The following is a 19,984-nucleotide window of genomic DNA, read 5'->3' as shown; positions in this document are numbered from 1 at the left end:
TTATAGTATCCCTTAAGGTAAAACAGGCAATAAGATTAACTGGAGCTACCGGAAGTATTTATTTCGCAAATTGTTACAATTTGTCTAATAACTTCAGATTTACTTATTTTTGAATTGATGATTTCTTTTCAAGCTAAAATGATCTGGAACAGGGTCTTCACCGCCCTTAACAAAAGGATGACAGCGAAGGATACGGGCAGCTCCCATCAATACTCCCTTTAAACCATGTTTTTCAATTGCCTCAATCATATAATTGGAGCAAGTTGGCTGGTAACGGCAAGAAGGTGGAAAAATAGGAGAAATGCTCTTTTGATAAAATCTGACAAAGTTAATTACTATTTTTTTCATTCTTTTTATGTGCTGCAGCATTATAGAGCTGGCCAATTTCTTTTTTACTTAGCCGCCTTGATTCTCCAGATCCTAATCCCTTTAAATCAATGGTTCCAAACCGTATCCGCGACAGCTTATCAACCAGCAGTCCGACAGCTTCCAGCATCTTTTTGACTTGATGGTTGCGGCCTTCATGAATCGTCAATTCAATTACAGAACGATTTTTTACAGTATCTACTTTTAGAATACGGTAATGTGCTGGTTTTGTTTTTTTGTCATCAATAAGAACACCTCTCGTCAACGGTCGCAAATTTTCCTTGTTGGCAAGTCCTTTAACACGTGCTAAATAAACTTTGTCAATTTCATTTCGAGGATGAATCATCTGATCTGTAAAATCACCATCATTAGTTAAGATCAAAACGCCGCTTGTATCCCAATCCAAACGGCCAACAGGATAAATGCGTTCCTTAACATTGGGAAGCAAATCAAGTACAGTCTTGCGCCCTTTATCATCAGATACTGTAGAAATCACACCGCGAGGTTTGTTTAAAAGATAATAGACCTTTTCTTCATTATAAATAGGCTGACCCTTTATTTCTACAAGATCACCTGCCTTTACATTCGTAGCTAGCTTAGTCACCACCTGGCCATTAACAGTCACCAAGCCTTCTTTAATATAAGTCTCTGCTTTACGTCGGCTTGTCACTCCAGCATGTGCAATATATTTATTAATTCTCATTTTCGATATCCTTTGCTCTTGTCTTATCAGCAAAAAGAGTAAATTCCTCATCCTTTAGTTCGATATTGGAAACATCTGGCAACTCTTCCAAACTATTAATACCCATATAATCCAAAAAATAATCTGTAGTCACATATAAATGAGGCCTTCCTATGACCTCTTTTTTCCCAGCTTCACGGATCAGTCCAAAAGCTTGCAATTTAGAAATCGTACCGCTGGAATTAACACTGCGGATATCATCTACTTCTATTCTGGTAATAGGCTGCTTATAAGCTATAATGGATAATACTTCCAGACTTGCTCGAGATAAACTCTGATTAATAGGACTTTTCGAATATTGCCGCAACAAGTCAGCATAATCTTTTTTAGTAACAAGTTTATAAGTCTTGGAAGATTCTAATAAAGAAAGAGCACAATTAGCATCTGCTTTATATTTCTTGGCTAGTTCTTCTAATTGCTGAATGAGGGCCGTTGCAGGCAGCTCTAATAAATCTGCCAGCTGCCGCAGACTTATCCCATCTTCACCGGCTACAAACAGCAAGGCCTCTATTTTTGATAAAGGTGTCATACTTTCTCCCTTGTTAAAATAATATCACTAAAATTATGAGCCTGTTTGACAAAAACGCGATGGACTTTAATAAGTTCTAAAACAGCCAAAAATATGGTGACAATTTCATTTGGAGAGTGAGCTTTTTGGAATATGTCTGACAGATTCATCTTACTTTGATGAAGCAGTTCTTCCTCAATTATCATCATTTTATCTTCAATACGAAAATCATCACTCTCAATAGTTGTATGATTATTTTTGATCTCCTCTTGTTTTTCAGACATAACTTTTGAAAAAGCAAGAAAAATGTCCAACACTGACTTATCATGCTTGAGTGCGGTATTTTCATAAACTAAATCCATTTTAGGTTTTGAAAAATACAAAGCACGCTCTTCATGTCTGAGATTTAGCTGCTCTCCCAATAGCTTATAGGTTCGATAGTCTTCAATCTGTTGCAATAATTCTAACTCTGGATCCTCTTCTTCCAAGGTTTCTACAAGCTTAGGCAAGAGTTTGCGGCTTTTAATCAGCATTAACTGACTTGCCATCAGCATGTATTCTCCAGCAATCTCAAGCTTCATTGCCTGAAGAGTAGCAAGGTAAGATAAATACTGTTCAATAACTTCTACAATAGGAACATCATAGATATCCACTTCATACTTGGAAACCAAATGAAGCAGTAAATCCAGAGGTCCCTCAAAATCTTTTAATTTTATATCCATCAGTCTCGATAATATTTTTCCAGTGTTACCGGACTTTTAAGGCCTAGATGTTTGGCCAAATCAAATATTGTAACACCCTTATTCTTCTCTTTGATAATAAATTGTTCGCGTAATTTTTGTGCTGTCATTTCTGTCAAACCCAATGAATCCAAATAACGGCTCAGTTTTCGAAAAAGCCACTGTCTTGAATAGCTTTTTCCTTTGTTATTAAAAAGATAGCCTCTTGCTTGATATTGACGAAGATAAGGCATTAGCTTATCGGGTAATTCTAAAACACGTATTGTCTTTTCATTTTTAACTGTCAGTACCTGAAAATCTAATGTGAAATCTTCCCATTGCAGTTGGATAAGCTCACTAGGCGACAGTCCTAATTCAACAATCAAAAGAGCAATGAGCTGGCCAGTGCTGTCTGTTGTTGCTTGATAAAAAAGAGCGGTATCTAAATTCTCATGAGTGACAGCAGGAATTTGCAGTTTTTCTTTATTTTTTATTTTATAAAAGTGTGTCAGTTCACCTTTTTCATAAAGAAAGAAAAGAAACTGATTGACAGCTGAAATTTTACGTTTCTTAGCTGAAACTTTCAATTTTAAGAGAGATTGTTCATAAAATGTTAACTTTTCCTGATTGATCGTCTCACCTGTGATTTCCATAAATTGCTGCAAATCATACAAATAGGACTTTTGTGAATTGGCCGTTAGAGATTTACTGGCAATAAATTCTGAAATAAATTGTATCATTTTTTTGTTATTATATAATCATTTGTAAAATTATGGAGTAAATTATTTAAAGACTTTAAAACAGTTTTTCTGGTAATGATACCAAGAAAAGTTCCATCATCTTCAACAACAGGCAAGAAATTAGCATCCACCAGCTTATGCATAATAGCAGTCAGGTCCGTATCTGGCCTCATTATTTCTAAACTTTTATTAGTTATACAAGAAATATCCAGCTGAGCCAGTTTTTCATCCGTCAAACCTTTTTCATTTTGATATTTTACAATATCAGACACACTGATTGTTCCAACATACTTTTTATCTTTAGTGATAACAGGAACACGCGAAAAGCCATTATTAAGCAGCAAAAGCAGCACATGATCAGTATTATGTGTATCAATAAAAATGGCCAATTCTTCTTCTGGTATAAGATAATTTGACAAAACCGGGTTTAAAAAATCTTCAAATTCTTTTGCTATCATCTTCTTACTTCCTGTGAGAGTGCTGGGTAGATCTTATGATCTCGTGTTAAGTAATCAATCTTTGCCTTTTTGGCATCAATTGTAACCATAGCATAAAGGCGTTCATTGATTTCACCGCGAGGTTGTGAGATGCTGCCAGGATTGATAAAAAGTGTTTTGCCATTTTTCCAAACAGCAGGCCTATGCAAATGGCCATATGTACAAATATCAGCATCTTGTTCCTGAGCCCATAAATCTAAATGTTCAAAACCAAAATTGATACCAAGCAGATGGCCATGTGTTTGAGCAACTGTTAAATCAGTTAGCTGAGTGACCAAATAATCAGGATAATCACCAAAATCACAATTACCGCAAACGACCTGAATTCCCTCCCAAATAGGATCGCTAGCAGGCAGCTCTGAATCGCCATTATGAAAAATCATATCCACCTTTCCTAGGTAGCGGTCTTTTATTTCCTGCACAATGTGGCGGTCTCCGTGAGAATCGCTCATTATGACAAATGTGTATTTAGCCATGCTGGGAATGCCTCCATTAACTTCTTAACAGCTTGACCTCTATGAGAAATTTCATTTTTCTCTTGAGCCGTTAGCTCAGCAGAGGTTTTGCCTGTTTCACCGACAATAAACAAGGGATCATAACCAAATCCGTTTTCTCCTCTTGGCTCTAAAGCAATATAACCAGGCCAGTCAGCCTCAACAACCAGACTTTCTTTTCCTGTCTTGGCAGCCACAAGTGTCGTGTGGAATTGAGCCGAGCGTTTTTTGAGATCAAAAACCATAGCTAATTCATGAAGCAGCTTGGCGTTATTACTTTGATCTGTAGCATCAGCTCCAGAAAAACGAGCTGACCAGACACCTGGAAGACCACCTAAAATATCAACTTTGAGACCAGAATCATCTGCTAGGACTATTTTACCTGTTTGCTTTGCAATTGTCTCTGCCTTCAGCCGAGCATTTTCTTCAAAAGTTAGGCCAGTTTCTTCGACTTCAGGAAGATCAGGATATTGATTAAGATTTTCAACTTTCAAACCTAATTGGGCAAAGAGCTGTCGAAATTCTTTGGTTTTTCCTTCATTATGCGTTGCAATAAGTATGGTATCCCCTAGGGATTGATTCCTATCTCCAAAAAATTTCGTTAAGCCTGTACCTCCTTTAGGCAGATGTACGAGTAAAAGTTTATCTTTTTCAGATACTAAAACTGCTCCTTGATGCTGGGTAACTTTCAAAGGCCGTTTGGTCTCAGATGCAATCATATCTACTGCAAAAGAGATTAAGCGAAAATCCGAAGTCTTTTTAATCACAGTGATAGCAAAGCCTTTTTCCTCTTGGGCTAGCAAAGCAGTCAGCTCTTCCTTTAATAACTGGAGTTCACTGTCTCCTTCTAAAATAGAAGCCATAGCCGTTACTGCATTAAAGTCTGTCCATTTACCAATATACCAATCTTGATCATCTTTATATTCATAAATTTTATCGCTCATAACCTTACATGCTCCACCTTTACAGTCACAGGCAGCCAACTGTCTGCGATTTCCTTAAAACTAGCAATATTAGCAGTTGTATAAAAACAATGTTTCTTATTATCTATATTGCGGCTGCGGTTAATTTCAAAATAGTTTAAAAGCACCGAAATATCCCGAACACACTCTGCTCCGCTATCAATCAGTTTAACATGGGGCCCCATAACATTTTGAATAATGTTTCGTAAAAGCGGGTAATGTGTACAGCCTAACACCAGCGTATCCACTTTGCCAGCTAAAGGTGCCAAAGACTCATAAACAATCTTTTTGGCTACACTCGATTGGATCTCATTAGATTCAACAATAGGTACAAACTTAGGACAGGCTAAACTATTTACTGTCATTTGCGGGGATAAATCTTTAATTTTTTTCTCGTAAATATTTGAGGCAATCGTCATCGGTGTCCCTATAACGCCAATATTTCCTGAAACTGTCGATTTGATAGCAGCACTTGAACCTGGTAAAATAACACCTAAAACGGGGATATCCAACTTTTCCTTGACCTCTTCCCAAGCTACAGCAGTTGCTGTATTACAGGCAAAAACAATCATTTTGACATCTTTAGTGAGAAGAAACCGAACCAATTCCCAGGTGTATTTTTTGATTTCCTGAGCAGGACGCGGTCCATAGGGGGCACGAGCTGAGTCGCCAATATAGACAACTTCTTCATGCGGCAGCTGCCGCATAAGTTCGCGAACCACCGTCAAACCTCCAACACCAGAGTCTAAAAAACCAATCGGTCTATTATCCATACTGTCTTCTTTCTAAAATAAGACTAGGAAATCCCAGTCTTAATTAAAAGATTTATTTTTTCTTTTTAGCCTTTGCTTTGGCTGCTTGCTGCTGTTTATTCATTTGACGGACAACCTGCTGTACCTTTGCTTCACTTGGCTTTTGCCCCATTTGTCCCATCATTGTACGAATAACATCTTCATTAAGCGGCGGATTTTCTTCTAAATATTTTTCCATCTGTTTACGGGCAATGAAAGTACCCCCAACAAGCCCCACGAGTAAGGCAATAATAACTAATATAATCCAAAAAAATGTGTTCATTTTGCTTCTCCTAAATTCTTTACACCACTATTATATCAAATTTAAAATCCTTGCACAAATAAAACTGCTGCAAGTTCTATCAAGACTAAAAAGGATTCCAAGAATTTACGGTTCAAAATCAAAGCCATAAAGTGTTGCAAAGTAATCTTCTGCTGTTTCAGCACGGCGAATCATTTTGGCCTTAGCATCTTCTTGCCAGAGAATCTCAGCTGAGCGTAAGCGGCCATTATAATTGTATCCCATTGAAAAACCATGGGCACCGGTATCATGAATAACTAAAATATCACCAATACGTGCTTGTGGGAGCTGTCGGTTTTTAGCAAACTTATCATTGTTTTCACAAAGAGAACCAACGACATCAACAGTTTCTATTGCCCCATCAGGATTGCTGATGTTTGTAATGTGGTGATAAGCATCATACATAGCCGGACGAAGTAAATTAACAGCACAGGCATCAACTCCCACATAATGACGATAGGTATCTTTTAAATGAATTACTTTTGTAATTAAATGGCCGTGTGAAGCTAGCATATACCGGCCAAGTTCTGTATAAATACTAATATGTCCTAAGCCATTTGGTACAAGGATATCGTTAAACTTTTGCTGAACGCCTTGACCAATAGCAGCAATATCATTTTGCTGATCAGCCGGTGTATAATCAACACCAATACCTCCTGATAAATTAATAAAATCAAGTGTTATATCTAGTTCTTGTTTGATTTCAACTGCCAATTCAAACAGCTGGGCAGCTAAAGTAGGATAATAATCATTAGTAACAGTATTTGAAGCCAGAAAAGCGTGCAAACCAAAGGAAGTTACGCCTTTTTCTTTTAGTTCTCTATATCCTTGAAACAGCTGGTCTTTTGTCATTCCAAATTTAGACTCTTCAGGATGATCCATAATATCTGTTCCCAGCGAAAAAACACCTCCTGGGTTAAACCGCAAAGATACTTTATCAGGAAGCCCAGCAGTCTTTTCAAGAAAAGCAATATCCTCATAAGCATCTAGATTAATAAGAGCATTGATATCACGCGCATAGATAAACTCTGAAGGATAGGTATCGTTTGAAGTAAAGCTAATAGCTGAACTATCAAAACCAACCTTTTTACTCATCTGCAATTCAATATCGGTGGCACAATCTACTCCGCAGCCTTCCTCTTTTAAAATATTAAGGATAGTAGGATTAGGAGTCGCTTTTACGGCAAAAAATTCCTTAAAACCTGGATTCCAAGAAAAAGCTTTATTAACAGCACGGGCAGTTTCACGTATTCCCTTTTCGTCATAAAGGTGAAAAGGAGTTGGAAATTTAGCGGTTATTTTGTTTAATTCATCTCTCGAAATAAAAGGTGTCTTCATAGTTATCTCCAAAAAATTATTGTTTCCTTATTATACCATAAGCCATAAAAATCGAGTAGGACTCTATTTCCCAATACTTCCTTCTGTTATGATACTTTTTCAGTCAAAAGATTATAATAAAAAATGAGAAGAAAGCTCTTCTTGTCCAAAAACAGGCTTTGTCTTCTCACTTTTCTTATAAACATAATGGATTAAAAAGCAATTATAGTTTTGATTTTTTTCGTACTTTCTAGTCATTATTGCCAAAAATACGAAGCAAACTAATAAAGATATTAATAAAATCAAGATAGAGATTCAGAGCCATTGACACCGCCCAGCCATCTTCAACATGACCGCCATTATAGTCATACACACGCTTGATCAATTGATTATCATAAGCGACAAGACCTGAAAAAATCAAAACGGTCACAATACTGATAATATAACTCAGACCACCGCTGCCGATAAATAAATTAACCACACTGGCAATAATAATTCCAACAACAGCTGCTATTAAAGCTTTTGCCATACCCGATAGATCTTTTTTTACAGTCACACCGACTAAAGCCATCACAAAGAAAACAAGAGCCGATGAAATAAAAGCCTGTAAAACGGTTGTCTGCGTATAACGGGCAATAATAAAGCTTAGGGTAAAGCCATTTAAAGCTGAATAGACTAAAAATAAAGGTAGTGCTGCCGTACTATTTCTACGCGCAGCGCTGCTTGCTGCAATAACTAACCCTAATTCTCCAAATATAGCAAGGTAATAAATCCAAGGGGAATTAGAGATAAGTGCTACTGTATTTTCCCAAAAAGCATAGAGCATGAGATAAGAAACTAATGCTGATAAAGCAACACCAATTCCTACTAAACCATAAATTTTAGCAAAAAAACTGCTAATCCTGCTGTCACTACGCTGTGTATAAATCGAATTGTTATCCATTTTCTTCTCCTAAAAATATTAATTAATGATGGTGGCTTTTCAAATATTTACGTTTGAAAACACGACGCTTCTGCCATTTGCTGCGCAAAGGAGTTATAGCTTCCTTAATAGCCCAATACTTATCAACCATAGTTACAATATAGCCTTCCTTATAACGAGGCGGAGCAATAGTTGCCCCCCACATATGTTTTAGAATAATATCTTCTTCTTTTGGATTCAGTTTGGTTAACTTACGGGCATTTTTGACTGCAATTCTTGGATGAACCCAGGCATGGCCTTTATTAAACTTGGTTTCCCGCCAATCGTAATAAAACATATCATGCAAAAGACCGCCGCGAGCTGTGCTTTTAGCATCCCAGCCAAACTTTTTCGCAATTTTATAACTGGTATAGCTGACATTTATAGAATGCTCCAAACGCGTCGAATGATGGTGCTGTACAATGCCATCTAGTTTTTGGAAGCGGGGATGATCAATTAACTGACCGACATGGCTCATGAACTCTTTGTCTTGTTCATATTTTTTCACATTCATCACCTCTAAGCTTATTATAACATATCCTATTAGATTAAACTTAAATGAAACTAAAGAGAAATATTCCTGCTGCTACAGCAACATTTAAACTTTCAGCTTTACCCGGCATGCCAATATGGGCTAGAACATCTGCTGCCTGTGCCATCTCCAAAGAAATTCCCTGTCCTTCATTTCCCATAACCAGAGCAAATGATTCTGGTGCAGTTATTGTTTTGTAGTTGACAGAGTTTTTTGCCAATGTTGTAGCAATTATCTGAACGCCAGAATCTTGCAGGTCTTTAATGGTATTTAGCACACTGACACGGTAAATAGGCAGGTGAAAATGGCTTCCCTGCATAGAACGCAGAGTCTTCTGATTATAAATATCAGCTGTTTTTTCCGAGATAAAAACGGCATCAAAACCAGCTGCATCTGCTGTACGAATCATTGTCCCCACATTTCCAGGGTCTTGGACATCCTCCAATACCAAAAATCTACCTTTTAATGCTAGCTCCATTTCCCATTTGGGAAAAGCGATCTCTGCAATAATTCCCTGAGGTGTTTTAGACTCTGAAAGATCTTTTAATAATTCTTCTTTTACGATGAAGACATTGGGGAGCTGCTTTACTTTAGAAGCTAAATCTTCTGTCACAAAAATACGAAGGATAGCTGCATGGCTTCGCTGAGCTTCTTCAAAAAGATGCCATCCTTCTATTAAATAAGAATGTTTTCGATATTTTTTTCGCAGTAATTTTTTTGTTTTTTTCAACAAAGAATTAGATTTTGAGGTTATAATAGTCATAAAGATATTATAGCAAAAAGGAGAAGGAAATATGAAAAAAGTTCGTTTGTTAGTTTCTGGCCGTGTTCAAGGGGTGGGCTTTCGTTATTCAGCCTATCAGCTGGCCTTAGATATTGGCGATATTTATGGACGTGTTTGGAACAATGATGATGGAACCGTTGAAATATTGGCACAATCAGAAGATGCAGAGAAAATAGCTAAATTTATCCAAGAAATCCGCAAAGGACCTTCTCCTTTTTCAAAAGTTACTTATGTTGATGTTACTCTGTCTTCTTTTTCAGATTATCATGATTTTCGAATAGCTAATTAAACTAATTTAGGACTTAAGGACTATTGAGAAATTTATGAAAAAACAGTAAAATAGTTAAGTATTATTAATTTAAAGGAAGATTATTGTGAAAAAAAATATTAAACGTTTCTTATTTTCGAGCTTAGCACTCTCTTTACTTTTTTTTCTATCTGGCTGTGTACAGACTAAAAACGGTAAACCAACTGGTGATGGCGTAGTTTATAAATTTTTTGTCGCACCGATGGGAGCAGTTATTAAATATTTAGCCAATGATGTAGGAATTGGTTTTGGCTTTGCCATCATTATTGTCACTATTGTTGTCCGTATCTTTATTTTACCTTTAGGATTGAGCCAAGTCCGAAAAGCGACTTATCAGTCTGAAAGAATGAATTACCTTAAACCTGTTTTTGAACCTATTCAAGAACGCATGAAAAATGCAAAAACACAGGAAGAAAAATTAGCGGCTCAAACTGAATTTATGCAAGCACAGCGCCATTATGGGCTCAGCATGTTCGGCGGTCTAGGATGCCTGCCTATCCTTATCCAGATGCCCTTCTTCTCTGCCCTTTTTTATGCTACCCGCTATACACAAGGAATTGCTAATCACAGTTTTCTAGGCATTAACCTTGGCAAACCAAATATAGTGATTACTATCATTATCGGAATTCTGTATTTTATCCAATCATGGCTGTCCACACAAAGTGTTCCGGAAGCTCAAAGACAGCAAATGAAGTCCATGATGTTAGTCATGCCAATAATGATGATCGTCATCTCATTCAGTGCTCCAGCAGGAGGGGCTTTATATTGGCTAGTCAGCGGGATATTTGGGCTTATTCAGCAGTTGATTACTAACCAGATTATCAAACCAAAACTTCGTCAGCAGATTGAAGAGGAATTTGAGAAAAATCCTCCTAAGCCCTTTAAGCCTGCAAACAGCCCTCAAGTTGCCACACCTAAGAACAATACAGTTATTACAACATCTAAAAAGCAAAAGAAGCCAAAATCAAACCGCAACGCTGGCAAACAGCGCAGCCGTAAATAATAAAAATAGCTTGGAATGAAAATAGTTCCAAGCTATTTTTATCTAGCAGTTATATCATAAGGCAGCAGCTGCAGCTGAGGGTTAGACTGACTGCTTATGCTAATGCCTAGCTCTGCATGGCACAACGGTTAACTTTTAAGCTGGCTGATGTACCGAAAAAGGCAAGAGTCTTGTCCTCTTGAGCTTGAGGAGCAGGACTCTTGCCTTTTATTGTTTTTATTTTGTTTTTGTTACTTTAATAATTTCAACTTCATAACTTCCTGCAGGGGATTCAATAGTCACTTTATCCCCCGTTTTCTTACCAATCAAGGCCTGAGCAATAGGACTTTCATTGGAAATTTTACCTGCAAAAACATCTGCTCCTGCAGCTCCCACAATAGAATAACTATCTTCATCTGCTGTTCCTACTTCACGCACGATAACAGTTTTGCCAATCGCTACTTCATTTTTAGCCACTGCATCACTATCAACGATTTCAGCATAGCGAATTTTAGTTTCAATACTTGAAATTTGCCCTTCAACAAAAGCTTGCTCGTCCTTAGCTGCTTCGTATTCACTGTTCTCAGATAAATCACCATAAGATCGAGCAATTTTAATCCGTTCAATAACTTCTGGACGACGGACTAATTTTAATTCTTCAAGCTCTTTTTCAAGCTGGTCTTTTTCTTCAAGGGTCATAGGATAAGTTTTTTCTGACATTATATTTCTCTTTTCTATTTAGTATTTTAAACATGAAAAGAGTATGGAACAAAAGTTCCAACTCTTTTAGAATGTAAACAAACTATTTTTCAACATAAAAATTTTTTAGCTTCTATCAATTTCAGTTTTAATTTCTCTCATTTATGCGAGCAAAGCGAGCTCCAAATGAGACTTTCCGCTGTGATAAAAGCAGCAGAAACAGCAATGTTTTTGCTGCTTCGGAAGATTTGAGACCTTAGGCTCAAATCTTAGGTATGAAATTTCAACTCTTTTTAATTTCATCAATTTTGACAGAGATAGCGCAGATAAGTATTAAAAACATGCCTCTCTTTTACTCACTGCTTGACTTTAGCTTCTTATTGACATATTTCTCAACATTAGCTGAATGTTCTTCATAAGTTTTAGCATAGTAGACCTCACCAGTTGTCACATCTGCCACAAAATAAAGATTATCTGTTGCATCTGGTTCTACAGCTGCCTTAATAGCTGACAGCCCAGGATTATCAACAGCTCCTGGCATTAAGCCTTTGTGAACATAAACATTGTATGGTGAATCTATCTTCGTGTCAATTTTAGCATCTTCTTTCAAACTCGTTTTTTTACCGAGTTTATTCATCGCATAAAGGACGGCAATATTAGACTGCAAAGGCATTCCTTCCTTGATCCGGTTGTTAAAAACGCCAGCAATTTTTTTGCGATCATCATCTGTCGCCCCTTCTTTTTCTACAAGCGATGCCATTGTCAAAATTTCATTAACAGTTTTACCTTTTTGTTCAATGGTACTGTAGTAACTCTGCAGGTTTGTATCCATTGCAGATAGCATATTATCAATCAAGCCTTCAACCGTAGTACTTTTCTCATAACTATAAGTTGCTGGGAAGAGATAGCCTTCAAGCTGATAGTTTACTTTGGAAGCATCCGGCAAACTAGCTAAAAGTTTAGGATATTTTTTTACCATTTTGTTGATAAATGTTTTATCCTGTACCGTTTTCAGAAATTCCTTAGATGAAAACGGAGTCTTGGCTGATTTCTTTTTGCTATTAGCATTATTTGTAATAGCTTTTGCAATCTGCTTAATAGAATAGCCCTCTGGAATAAGAACCTTACCTAGAGTTGGTGCCTGAGGAGTTGTCGTCCCGCCTAATTTCAGTGCTTTTGCTATATCATCTACAGACATACTCTTTTGGAAGTTATAATAGCCGCTTTGTAAATTGCCATAATTACGGAATTTGACATAATAGCTAAAAATAGTCCCATTTTTAATAAGGCCTGCTTTTTCAAGAATTTTACCAATTTTTTTATTCCCAGAACCACTTGGAATTTCTACTTGAATATACTTGGTAGACTTCGTATCAAGAGGTTTGATAGCAGACGAGACATAAAAATAACCAAATATCCCAGTAGCTAACAATAAGATAATAATAAGAGAGATAATAACAGTTGAAATTTTCCTTGCTAAAGTACGTGTTTTTTTATTTCGCTGTTGTCTATTAGGGCTGCCTTGTCGCATCTTCATTTTTTCATTATCAGAGAGGTCATCCGCCTCTTGGTTAGTTTTGTCTATATCTTCTTTTTGGTTTTCCTCTGAAGTCTTTTGGATTTCTTTTTGCTGAGCGGCGATCGCATTAGGCAAAGAAGATAAATCTTTTGTTTTTTCATCAGCTCTATCATCTGCCTGTTTTTCCTTATGAGCGGCTGTATCTGCAGCCTGCCAATTTTCTGCCTCACCATCATCAACCCAATTGTTAGTCTGCTGTACTTTCACTTCTAAATCTTCACTGGCAGAATTACTATCTTCTACACTTTCCATCAGTTTAGACTGCTCTTTTTGAACAACTTCATCTGCTTTTTCAGCATTTGTCGGCTCGCTTTTTGTTTTTCGAGAAAATGTCTTTTTCTTAGTATCCTTTTCCAGATGATCAGGTGAAAAAATTTCATCTAAATTTGCAAGAACATCGTCGACATCCTGATTAGTTATTTTCCCATCAGGGACAGACATAACAGAGGCAGATTCTAACTCATCATTTTTAGCTGACCTTATAAAATCTTTAGATTTTTGATCATGACTGTTCTTTTCATCTTCCGATGATTGACTGACACGCCTCCTTCTCAAACGGCTAGCTTTTTTCATATCTGCTAGAATCCGTTCTTTAAAACTTGTTGATTGTTGAGCTTTTTTCTCTTCTTCGTTATTAAAGATATCCGTCAAGCTTAACCTCCTCATAGTTATTACAGGCTATTATAACCTAAAAGTATTTTAAAGACAAACTACAGCCTTGTTTTTTGACTTAAATTTTAGGATTTTCCCATATCATATTATACCAAGTTGATCCACCATGCACTGACTCTGATAACCCGTCATTGAAAAAACCATTCATTTCATAATAGGCAATCAGATAGTCATGACAGGTTAAAGTGATACCTAAGCGTTTTTGGGCAAGGGCTAGATCCTTTAGGGCAGCTATTAGAGCTGTCCCTACACCCTGCTTATGAAAAGTTTTGTCTATCGAAAGGCTGGTCACAGCAATATAACCTGACTCTTTAGGGTTCGGAATTACTTTATGAAACAAATCATCCGTCAAATAACGCTGATTAATAACTGGTCCTTCAATATAGCCAACAAGGCGGCCCTTCATTTCAGCTACTAAAAAAGTATCTGATATCTTTGCGATGCGCTCTCTCATCACTGACAGCTCTGCGGCCTCTTCAGGTGAAAAATTTTCAGTTTCAATACGGATAATGTCGCTTAGATCTGTATCTTTTGCATGCCTAATAGTAAGCATTTTTACTCCTTCTAAAAAAGGGAGAGGAAAGCCTCAGCCTCTAAATTAAATGCAGCCTGATTTTTAAACTATACCGATAGTTGAGTTCTTAATTGCTGTTTTCAGCCGCTTTTATAAACCACAGCATTGTATAAGGATGGAAGTTCAGGCTCCTATCCAGAAAATAAGGGAATGAGGGAAAGTTCATTTCTATTTCTGTGAAATGAAAACTTTTCTACTCTATCCCCAATTTTCTTATTGATTATTTTTAGTCAGATTAGCCAGCAATTCCTCAAAAGAGCGCTCATACAGCTGAATATCTCCAGCCCCCATAAAAACATAAACGGCGCCATCGTGATCCAATAAAGGAGAAACATTTTCAACTGTGATAACTTTTGATGGTTTGATGATCTTTTCTGCCAAATCTTCTACTTTAACATCACCATGGTCTACCTCCCGCGCTGAACCATAGATTTGTGCCAGATAAACACTGTCTGCCTCATTTAAAGCCTGTGCAAACTCATCTAACAGCGCTATCGTTCTTGTAAAGGTATGCGGCTGAAAAATGGCGACAATTTCCTTAGAAGGATATTTTTGCCGAGCGGCATCAAGCGTTGCAATAATCTCTGTTGGGTGATGTGCAAAGTCATCAATAATAGTAACATCATTAATTAATTTTTCAGAGAATCGGCGTTTTACTCCTGAGAAGGTCTTTAGATGCTGACGGACTAAATCCATATCAATACCAGCCATGTACAAGTTTGCTATAACAGCTGTCGCATTGAGGATATTATGACGTCCGAAAGCCGGAACATGAAAAGTACCAAGCTGGTCTTGCCCATGTCTGACTTTGAAATCAGAACCATTTGTTGAACGCATTATATCATAAGCAATAAAATCATTGTCCTCTTTAAAACCATAGTAATAAATTGGAGCTTCTGATGTCAGCCGACGCAAATAAGGGTCTTCACCGTAGACAAAAAGCCCCTTTTGAACTTGCTTAGCATAATCATTAAAGGCACTGAAAACATCTTCTACGCCCGTGAAATAGTCTGGATGATCAAAATCAATATTTGTAATAATAGAATATTCTGGATGGTAAGGCATAAAATGACGCTCATACTCATCGGATTCAAATACAAAATACTGACTGTTAGCCAAACCACGGCCTGTACCGTCACCAATCAAATAGCTGGTATCTGTAATATTTTTCAAGACATGAGCCAAAAGTCCTGTTGTGGAAGTTTTGCCATGTGCTCCGGCAACTCCTAAACTAGTAAATTGGCGCATGAATTTTCCTAAAAATTCATGATAGCGTTTAAAATGGTATCCATTTTTTACAGCATAAGCTACTTCAATGTTATTGTTTTCATGAAAAGCATTGCCAGCAATAATTTCCATGTCATCAGTAATGTTAGCTTCATCAAATGGCAGGATAGGAATTCCTGCTTTTTCAAGTCCATGTTGTGTAAAATAATATTTTTCAACATCACTTCCTTGAACTTTATAGCCCATCTGCTGCAGCATCAGTGCTAAAGCGCTCATTCCTGACCCTTTAATTCCAATAAAATGAATGGTTTTAGACATGTTTTTTTATTCTCTCCTCTAGTTAACGTCTTTAAAGCGTTCTAAATTTAATTCTTGTGCTACTTGACGTTCACGGCGCTCTTGTGTTTCTTTTTTATTGTAAATTTGACTATTTTTTAAGAAATCATAGTTATTCTTCTTGGGTTTCTTTCTAGAAGGATTCTTTGGCTCTGAATAATTCTGTGTCATCTCAGCTAAAATATAGGAATCCTGGTGCAAATGATCAGAAAAACGTCCTAATTCACTTTTATGCTTTGATGAACTTTCTTGCTTTGATTCTAATTTTTTATCATTGGCTCTAGCAATCCGTCTGCCATAATCATTTGTGACAATCGCCTGCCGTTTTCTCTTTAAATCCTGTCTGGCTTGTTCACGCGCTAATTCCGCGTCAGTTTTTTCTGCCTGCCGATTAGCTTTTTGTCTTGAGTATCTTTGCTTAGGATTAGGATCATCCGAAATAATCTGATAATCCCGAGTTAAGTCGTTATAAATTTTATCTTCATAGGGGCCGTCAATATTGGTAATCAAGTCTTCATTCTCATACAGGTGCATCATTACAGGAGACTCTATAACGATATCCTCATCAGCTACTAAAGGAAATTTTCTTTCACGACTCATTAACTCACATCCTTTCTGAAACATTCCTATTATAAACTAAAAATGACTTTTTTAAAAGGTATTCACTGTGAAATTCCCAAAATTTCTTTAATTTCTTCTATACTCATGCTGGCTCGGGTCTCATTGCCGTCTAAAACGGTTGTGACTAAACTTTTTTTGCTTTCTTGCAGTTCCAAAATCTTCTCTTCAATTGTTCCGCGTGTGATAAGGCGATAAACTTCAACCTTTTCTTTTTGGCCAATTCTATGAGCACGGCTAATAGCCTGCATCTCCACTGCAGGATTCCACCAAAGGTCTATAAGAACAACAGTATCTGCACCCGTCAAATTAAGCCCAACTCCGCCGGCCTTAAGTGAAATTAAGAAGGCATCTCGGCTTCCATTGTTGAAAGCACGGGTCATTTCCTGCCGTTTTTTAGCTGGTGTTGAGCCTGTGATTTTATAGCTTGCTAATCCAATAGATGTCATCTCTTTCTCTGTAAGAGCCAACATATCTTTAAACTGGGAAAAAATCAAGGCTCTATGGCCGCTCTCCTTGATTTGCAAAAGGAGATCCCGCAGACTGTTAATTTTCCCGCTTTCTCCTTTGTAATCCATAAAAAGCTTAGGGGTATCGCAAATTTGGCGCAGGCGTGTGATGCCTGATAAGATTTCAATCTTTTGCTGTTTGATCTCGGCATCTGATGACTGACTGATATTCTCCTGCATTTGGCGCAGCTGCGCTAGATAAATAGCCTTTTGACTGTCTAGTAACTCGTTAGAATAATTGATTTCAATCAAATCAGGTAATTCTGGTAGCACTTCTTCCTTTCGCCGTCTCATAACAAAAGGTTTGATATAGCGGGCAACTGTCTTAGCTGACATCTTTAAAAAGTCTTTTTTCTTTGGCAACAGCCCTGGCAGAACAATTTGAAAAATGGACCAGATTTCTAATAAATTATTTTCAATGGGTGTCCCTGAAAGTGCAAAACAATTTTTAACATCAAATTTTCGTAAACTTTGGGCAATTTTAGTTTGCGTATTTTTCATCACTTGAGCTTCATCTAAAATTAAATAGTCAAAAGATAATTGAGCATAACAGTCAAAATCCTGACGAAATGAAGCATAGCTTGTAATGGTTATTTGATGCTGTTCTTCAATAATCTTATCCCTCATACTTTTTAAGCCATAAGAAACAGCCACATCCAAATCAGGCGTAAATTTCTGGCATTCATCCCGCCAATTATAAATCAAACTAGAAGGGGATAAAATAAGGACTCGCTTGCCTTTTTTTAAATGGCTTTTTAAAAAAGCAAGAGTCTGTAAGGTCTTGCCTAAGCCCATATCATCTGCTAAAATACCGCCAAAACCATATTTATCCAGCATGGACATCCATTGAACTCCTATCATTTGATAATCACGTAAGCTGGCATCAATGGTGAATTCTGGCAGCATAAAATTTTCTGGTTCCCTCAAGTCTTTAGCCAGCTGGCTAAAGCTTTTGGAAAAACGTACATTCTCCATATTCCCAAGAGATTCATAAACTTGAAAAGCTGCTACTTTTCCTATTTTGAGGTGACCATTATGAAACTTTTGAGCTCGAAGAGACTGCAATACTTGACTAACCTTTTGTGCTTCTTCATCAAAAACGACCAATTTCCCACTTTTATTAATGAAATAAGGCTTATGTTCAAAAAGTGCTGTTAAAGCAGTATCAATATCATCTTCAATAACAGTAGAAAAATCAAAAGAAATATCTAATAAACCTTGATTCATTTGAACATCTACTTTAGGGGCTTCCAAATAGCGCATTTCTCTTAAACGAGGTGAAAGCAGGACATCCCCAAAATGACTGAAATGCGGTAGAGTTTCAGTAAAAAAGAGATACCATTCATTAGCATCTAAGGGAGAATGCTGAGAGGAAAAACCTTTAGAAAAGCCGTGCACTTCCAAGAGCTGAGCAATCTTTTTTTCTTTTTTAAAATTGCTTGCAAATGGCAGGGCCTCTTTTTCAGCCTGATCGGAAACTCTTTTTTGTCCGTAATCAAAGGTCATGTCTAAAAGAATTTTTTGATCATCCGCCAGATCAAAAGCGAAAATGACTTTAAAGTCATAAATATTAAAACTTGCTGGCGCTTCTACTTCCCCAAGCAGCTTAAAATCAATAAGACTGTCTGCTAGTTTAGCATGATCTTCAAAAGTAAAATAGATATGTTTTGCCAAATCCTGTTCAATTGGAAGACTTCTCAAGGCACTTACTAGTTTAGTCTGTTTGGGGTTAAGGTGGTAAAAAGTATCTTGATAAAGCAGATATTGATTATCATAATAAAAATTTACAGGTTTTTCATTGATAATCAACTCAATTGTTTTTTGATGAACAAGCACTTTAAAATGATAAAAATGATCGCTCCCTTCTAATTCCTTAAATACTAGATGGTGGTAAACCTGGTGATGGCCTTCAAAAGAAAACTCATAAAGCTGATTAAAAAGAGTGACTCCTTCTTCAAAAAAACCACTTGGCAAAGAAAGATTCCGAGAATGGTTGGGTAAAATATAGTCGGTATTGACACGATCTGAATCAGGCAGAATACGCCATAAGAATTCTATGACTTTTTGACTGGCACTATCAAATTGCAAACGCGACAGCGGCTCATAGTAATTCTTGCCAATCTGATAGTAAGATTCTTTTTTAATAATAGTTAAAAAAGATTTAATATCACGAACAACATAAGAACGCTCATCTGGTAAACGATTGATTTTTAAGGTCCACCAAAATTCTGATGAAAAAGGACTTTGGGAACCCTGTACAGATAAGCGATATTTGAGTGTCTCTTCTTCATTTACTTTCAGATTATCTAAAAAAAGACTACCAAATGATGTCTTTTCCTCTCTTTTCTCACTATCTTTCTCATCTGCAACCAAATGAGAAGCTAAATCTTTCCCTTTAGGATGATTTTTTAGATAATATTCAACAGCTGCAAGATGAGAACAGTAAGCTTTCTTTTGAAACATTTCACAAGGACAAGATACAAGCTCATCTTCCATGGAAAAACGGACCTTGCAATCAGCAACTTGTACAAGCAGAGAGTCCTTTTTTTCTTCTACAAGAGAAACCAAGCCTTCTTCATAAAGATTTTTCCCTTTGTTGCGGATACGTCCAGGAATTAATTTACTCATCTTTCTCCCACCTTTTATCTTATCCTAGCATTATAACATATCTTCAAAAACTTTTCTTGAATGGTAAAACTTCAAAAATATAAAAAGAGGCTGAGACGAAGGTCCCCAGCCCTATGCATTTTTTGTCATTTATGAGAGT

General features: G+C 36.9%; 22 protein-coding genes. 2 read left to right on the top strand and 20 right to left on the bottom strand.

Annotation, left to right across the window (positions count from 1 at the left end; genetic code table 11):
* Positions 1-99 precede the first annotated feature (99 nt).
* The 14 genes from yidD to STRMA_RS00600 all read right to left on the bottom strand — a co-directional run bounded on the left by yidD (position 100) and on the right by STRMA_RS00600 (position 9,693).
* Entirely contained in the window at positions 100-348 is a 249-nt protein-coding gene (yidD, locus tag STRMA_RS00665) for a membrane protein insertion efficiency factor YidD (RefSeq protein ID WP_040841423.1), read from the bottom strand.
* Positions 329-1,069: a pseudouridine synthase gene (locus STRMA_RS00660; protein WP_003079734.1), complete on the bottom strand. Its 741-nt coding sequence runs from the start codon at positions 1,067-1,069 to the stop codon at positions 329-331. Before STRMA_RS00660 ends, yidD begins: the two co-directional genes overlap by 20 nt.
* On the bottom strand, positions 1,059-1,637 hold the full coding sequence (scpB, locus tag STRMA_RS00655; protein ID WP_003078904.1) for an SMC-Scp complex subunit ScpB: 579 nt from the start codon (positions 1,635-1,637) through the stop codon (positions 1,059-1,061). Before scpB ends, STRMA_RS00660 begins: the two co-directional genes overlap by 11 nt.
* On the bottom strand, positions 1,634-2,338 hold the full coding sequence (locus STRMA_RS00650; protein WP_003080161.1) for a segregation/condensation protein A: 705 nt from the start codon (positions 2,336-2,338) through the stop codon (positions 1,634-1,636). The genes scpB and STRMA_RS00650 overlap by 4 nt, the downstream gene beginning before the upstream one ends.
* A complete protein-coding gene (xerD, locus tag STRMA_RS00645; protein WP_003079079.1) occupies positions 2,338-3,075 on the bottom strand; it encodes a site-specific tyrosine recombinase XerD in 738 nt (245 codons plus the stop codon). The genes STRMA_RS00650 and xerD overlap by 1 nt, the downstream gene beginning before the upstream one ends.
* Positions 3,072-3,533: a cyclic-di-AMP-binding protein CbpB gene (gene cbpB, locus STRMA_RS00640; protein ID WP_003080906.1), complete on the bottom strand. Its 462-nt coding sequence runs from the start codon at positions 3,531-3,533 to the stop codon at positions 3,072-3,074. The genes xerD and cbpB overlap by 4 nt, the downstream gene beginning before the upstream one ends.
* Entirely contained in the window at positions 3,530-4,048 is a 519-nt protein-coding gene (locus STRMA_RS00635; protein ID WP_003081411.1) for a metallophosphoesterase, read from the bottom strand. The genes cbpB and STRMA_RS00635 overlap by 4 nt, the downstream gene beginning before the upstream one ends.
* Positions 4,024-5,010, bottom strand: a complete 987-nt coding sequence (locus tag STRMA_RS00630; protein WP_003079068.1) for a nucleoside-triphosphate diphosphatase — start codon at positions 5,008-5,010, stop codon at positions 4,024-4,026. Before STRMA_RS00630 ends, STRMA_RS00635 begins: the two co-directional genes overlap by 25 nt.
* Positions 5,007-5,801 (bottom strand): glutamate racemase, encoded by a 795-nt coding sequence (gene racE, locus STRMA_RS00625; protein WP_003081225.1) that lies wholly within the window; start codon positions 5,799-5,801, stop codon positions 5,007-5,009. Before racE ends, STRMA_RS00630 begins: the two co-directional genes overlap by 4 nt.
* A gap of 52 nt (positions 5,802-5,853) precedes the next feature.
* Positions 5,854-6,102 (bottom strand): YneF family protein, encoded by a 249-nt coding sequence (locus STRMA_RS00620; RefSeq protein WP_003079388.1) that lies wholly within the window; start codon positions 6,100-6,102, stop codon positions 5,854-5,856.
* Positions 6,103-6,207: 105 nt separating this feature from the next.
* Positions 6,208-7,458 (bottom strand): diaminopimelate decarboxylase, encoded by a 1,251-nt coding sequence (locus tag STRMA_RS00615; protein WP_003081460.1) that lies wholly within the window; start codon positions 7,456-7,458, stop codon positions 6,208-6,210.
* Between the two features lie 229 nt (positions 7,459-7,687).
* Positions 7,688-8,380 (bottom strand): Bax inhibitor-1/YccA family protein, encoded by a 693-nt coding sequence (locus STRMA_RS00610; RefSeq protein ID WP_003082198.1) that lies wholly within the window; start codon positions 8,378-8,380, stop codon positions 7,688-7,690.
* Positions 8,381-8,402: 22 nt separating this feature from the next.
* Entirely contained in the window at positions 8,403-8,906 is a 504-nt protein-coding gene (locus tag STRMA_RS00605; protein ID WP_040841421.1) for an HD domain-containing protein, read from the bottom strand.
* Between the two features lie 46 nt (positions 8,907-8,952).
* On the bottom strand, positions 8,953-9,693 hold the full coding sequence (locus STRMA_RS00600) for a TrmH family RNA methyltransferase (RefSeq protein ID WP_003078850.1): 741 nt from the start codon (positions 9,691-9,693) through the stop codon (positions 8,953-8,955).
* A gap of 31 nt (positions 9,694-9,724) precedes the next feature.
* Here STRMA_RS00600 and STRMA_RS00595 point away from each other — a divergent pair, with 31 nt between their 5' ends.
* The gene (locus STRMA_RS00595) at positions 9,725-10,003 is read left to right on the top strand and encodes an acylphosphatase (protein ID WP_003081249.1); all 279 of its coding nucleotides are present in this window, start codon (positions 9,725-9,727) and stop codon (positions 10,001-10,003) included.
* 85 nt (positions 10,004-10,088) lie between these two features.
* Positions 10,089-11,024, top strand: a complete 936-nt coding sequence (yidC, locus tag STRMA_RS00590) for a membrane protein insertase YidC (protein ID WP_003082049.1) — start codon at positions 10,089-10,091, stop codon at positions 11,022-11,024.
* Between the two features lie 216 nt (positions 11,025-11,240).
* Here the strand turns inward: yidC and greA are convergent, their stop codons facing one another.
* The 6 genes from greA to STRMA_RS00560 all read right to left on the bottom strand — a co-directional run bounded on the left by greA (position 11,241) and on the right by STRMA_RS00560 (position 19,845).
* Positions 11,241-11,723 carry a transcription elongation factor GreA gene (gene greA, locus STRMA_RS00585; protein ID WP_003080658.1) on the bottom strand — a complete coding sequence of 161 codons (483 nt, stop codon included), beginning with the start codon at positions 11,721-11,723 and terminating at the stop codon, positions 11,241-11,243.
* Between the two features lie 331 nt (positions 11,724-12,054).
* A complete protein-coding gene (gene mltG / locus STRMA_RS00580) occupies positions 12,055-13,722 on the bottom strand; it encodes an endolytic transglycosylase MltG (RefSeq protein WP_412093833.1) in 1,668 nt (555 codons plus the stop codon).
* Between the two features lie 289 nt (positions 13,723-14,011).
* Positions 14,012-14,506: a GNAT family N-acetyltransferase gene (locus STRMA_RS00575; RefSeq protein ID WP_003079690.1), complete on the bottom strand. Its 495-nt coding sequence runs from the start codon at positions 14,504-14,506 to the stop codon at positions 14,012-14,014.
* A 234-nt stretch (positions 14,507-14,740) separates the two neighbouring features.
* Positions 14,741-16,072 (bottom strand): UDP-N-acetylmuramate--L-alanine ligase, encoded by a 1,332-nt coding sequence (murC, locus tag STRMA_RS00570; RefSeq protein WP_003081687.1) that lies wholly within the window; start codon positions 16,070-16,072, stop codon positions 14,741-14,743.
* Between the two features lie 18 nt (positions 16,073-16,090).
* The gene (locus tag STRMA_RS00565; protein ID WP_003079875.1) at positions 16,091-16,690 is read right to left on the bottom strand and encodes a hypothetical protein; all 600 of its coding nucleotides are present in this window, start codon (positions 16,688-16,690) and stop codon (positions 16,091-16,093) included.
* 62 nt (positions 16,691-16,752) lie between these two features.
* A complete protein-coding gene (locus tag STRMA_RS00560; RefSeq protein WP_003081090.1) occupies positions 16,753-19,845 on the bottom strand; it encodes a DEAD/DEAH box helicase in 3,093 nt (1,030 codons plus the stop codon).
* Positions 19,846-19,984: the final 139 nt, after the last annotated feature.

The organism is Streptococcus macacae NCTC 11558, assembly GCF_000187995.2.
GTDB classification, from domain to species: Bacteria; Bacillota; Bacilli; order Lactobacillales; family Streptococcaceae; genus Streptococcus; species Streptococcus macacae.
This window is presented reverse-complemented; position numbering and strand designations above follow the sequence as displayed.

What these genes read in the sequence shown, in the direction of transcription:
- yidD (WP_040841423.1), bottom strand. Translation starts at nt 348, where the DNA reads ATGAAAAAAATAGTAATTAACTTTGTCAGATTTTATCAAAAGAGCATT.
- STRMA_RS00660 (WP_003079734.1), bottom strand. Translation starts at nt 1,069, where the DNA reads ATGAGAATTAATAAATATATTGCACATGCTGGAGTGACAAGCCGACGT.
- scpB (WP_003078904.1), bottom strand. Translation starts at nt 1,637, where the DNA reads ATGACACCTTTATCAAAAATAGAGGCCTTGCTGTTTGTAGCCGGTGAA.
- STRMA_RS00650 (WP_003080161.1), bottom strand. Translation starts at nt 2,338, where the DNA reads ATGGATATAAAATTAAAAGATTTTGAGGGACCTCTGGATTTACTGCTT.
- xerD (WP_003079079.1), bottom strand. Translation starts at nt 3,075, where the DNA reads ATGATACAATTTATTTCAGAATTTATTGCCAGTAAATCTCTAACGGCC.
- cbpB (WP_003080906.1), bottom strand. Translation starts at nt 3,533, where the DNA reads ATGATAGCAAAAGAATTTGAAGATTTTTTAAACCCGGTTTTGTCAAAT.
- STRMA_RS00635 (WP_003081411.1), bottom strand. Translation starts at nt 4,048, where the DNA reads ATGGCTAAATACACATTTGTCATAATGAGCGATTCTCACGGAGACCGC.
- STRMA_RS00630 (WP_003079068.1), bottom strand. Translation starts at nt 5,010, where the DNA reads ATGAGCGATAAAATTTATGAATATAAAGATGATCAAGATTGGTATATT.
- racE (WP_003081225.1), bottom strand. Translation starts at nt 5,801, where the DNA reads ATGGATAATAGACCGATTGGTTTTTTAGACTCTGGTGTTGGAGGTTTG.
- STRMA_RS00620 (WP_003079388.1), bottom strand. Translation starts at nt 6,102, where the DNA reads ATGAACACATTTTTTTGGATTATATTAGTTATTATTGCCTTACTCGTG.
- STRMA_RS00615 (WP_003081460.1), bottom strand. Translation starts at nt 7,458, where the DNA reads ATGAAGACACCTTTTATTTCGAGAGATGAATTAAACAAAATAACCGCT.
- STRMA_RS00610 (WP_003082198.1), bottom strand. Translation starts at nt 8,380, where the DNA reads ATGGATAACAATTCGATTTATACACAGCGTAGTGACAGCAGGATTAGC.
- STRMA_RS00600 (WP_003078850.1), bottom strand. Translation starts at nt 9,693, where the DNA reads ATGACTATTATAACCTCAAAATCTAATTCTTTGTTGAAAAAAACAAAA.
- STRMA_RS00595 (WP_003081249.1), top strand. Translation starts at nt 9,725, where the DNA reads ATGAAAAAAGTTCGTTTGTTAGTTTCTGGCCGTGTTCAAGGGGTGGGC.
- greA (WP_003080658.1), bottom strand. Translation starts at nt 11,723, where the DNA reads ATGTCAGAAAAAACTTATCCTATGACCCTTGAAGAAAAAGACCAGCTT.
- mltG (WP_412093833.1), bottom strand. Translation starts at nt 13,722, where the DNA reads ATGTCTGTCCCTGATGGGAAAATAACTAATCAGGATGTCGACGATGTT.
- STRMA_RS00575 (WP_003079690.1), bottom strand. Translation starts at nt 14,506, where the DNA reads ATGCTTACTATTAGGCATGCAAAAGATACAGATCTAAGCGACATTATC.
- murC (WP_003081687.1), bottom strand. Translation starts at nt 16,072, where the DNA reads ATGTCTAAAACCATTCATTTTATTGGAATTAAAGGGTCAGGAATGAGC.
- STRMA_RS00565 (WP_003079875.1), bottom strand. Translation starts at nt 16,690, where the DNA reads ATGAGTCGTGAAAGAAAATTTCCTTTAGTAGCTGATGAGGATATCGTT.
- STRMA_RS00560 (WP_003081090.1), bottom strand. Translation starts at nt 19,845, where the DNA reads ATGAGTAAATTAATTCCTGGACGTATCCGCAACAAAGGGAAAAATCTT.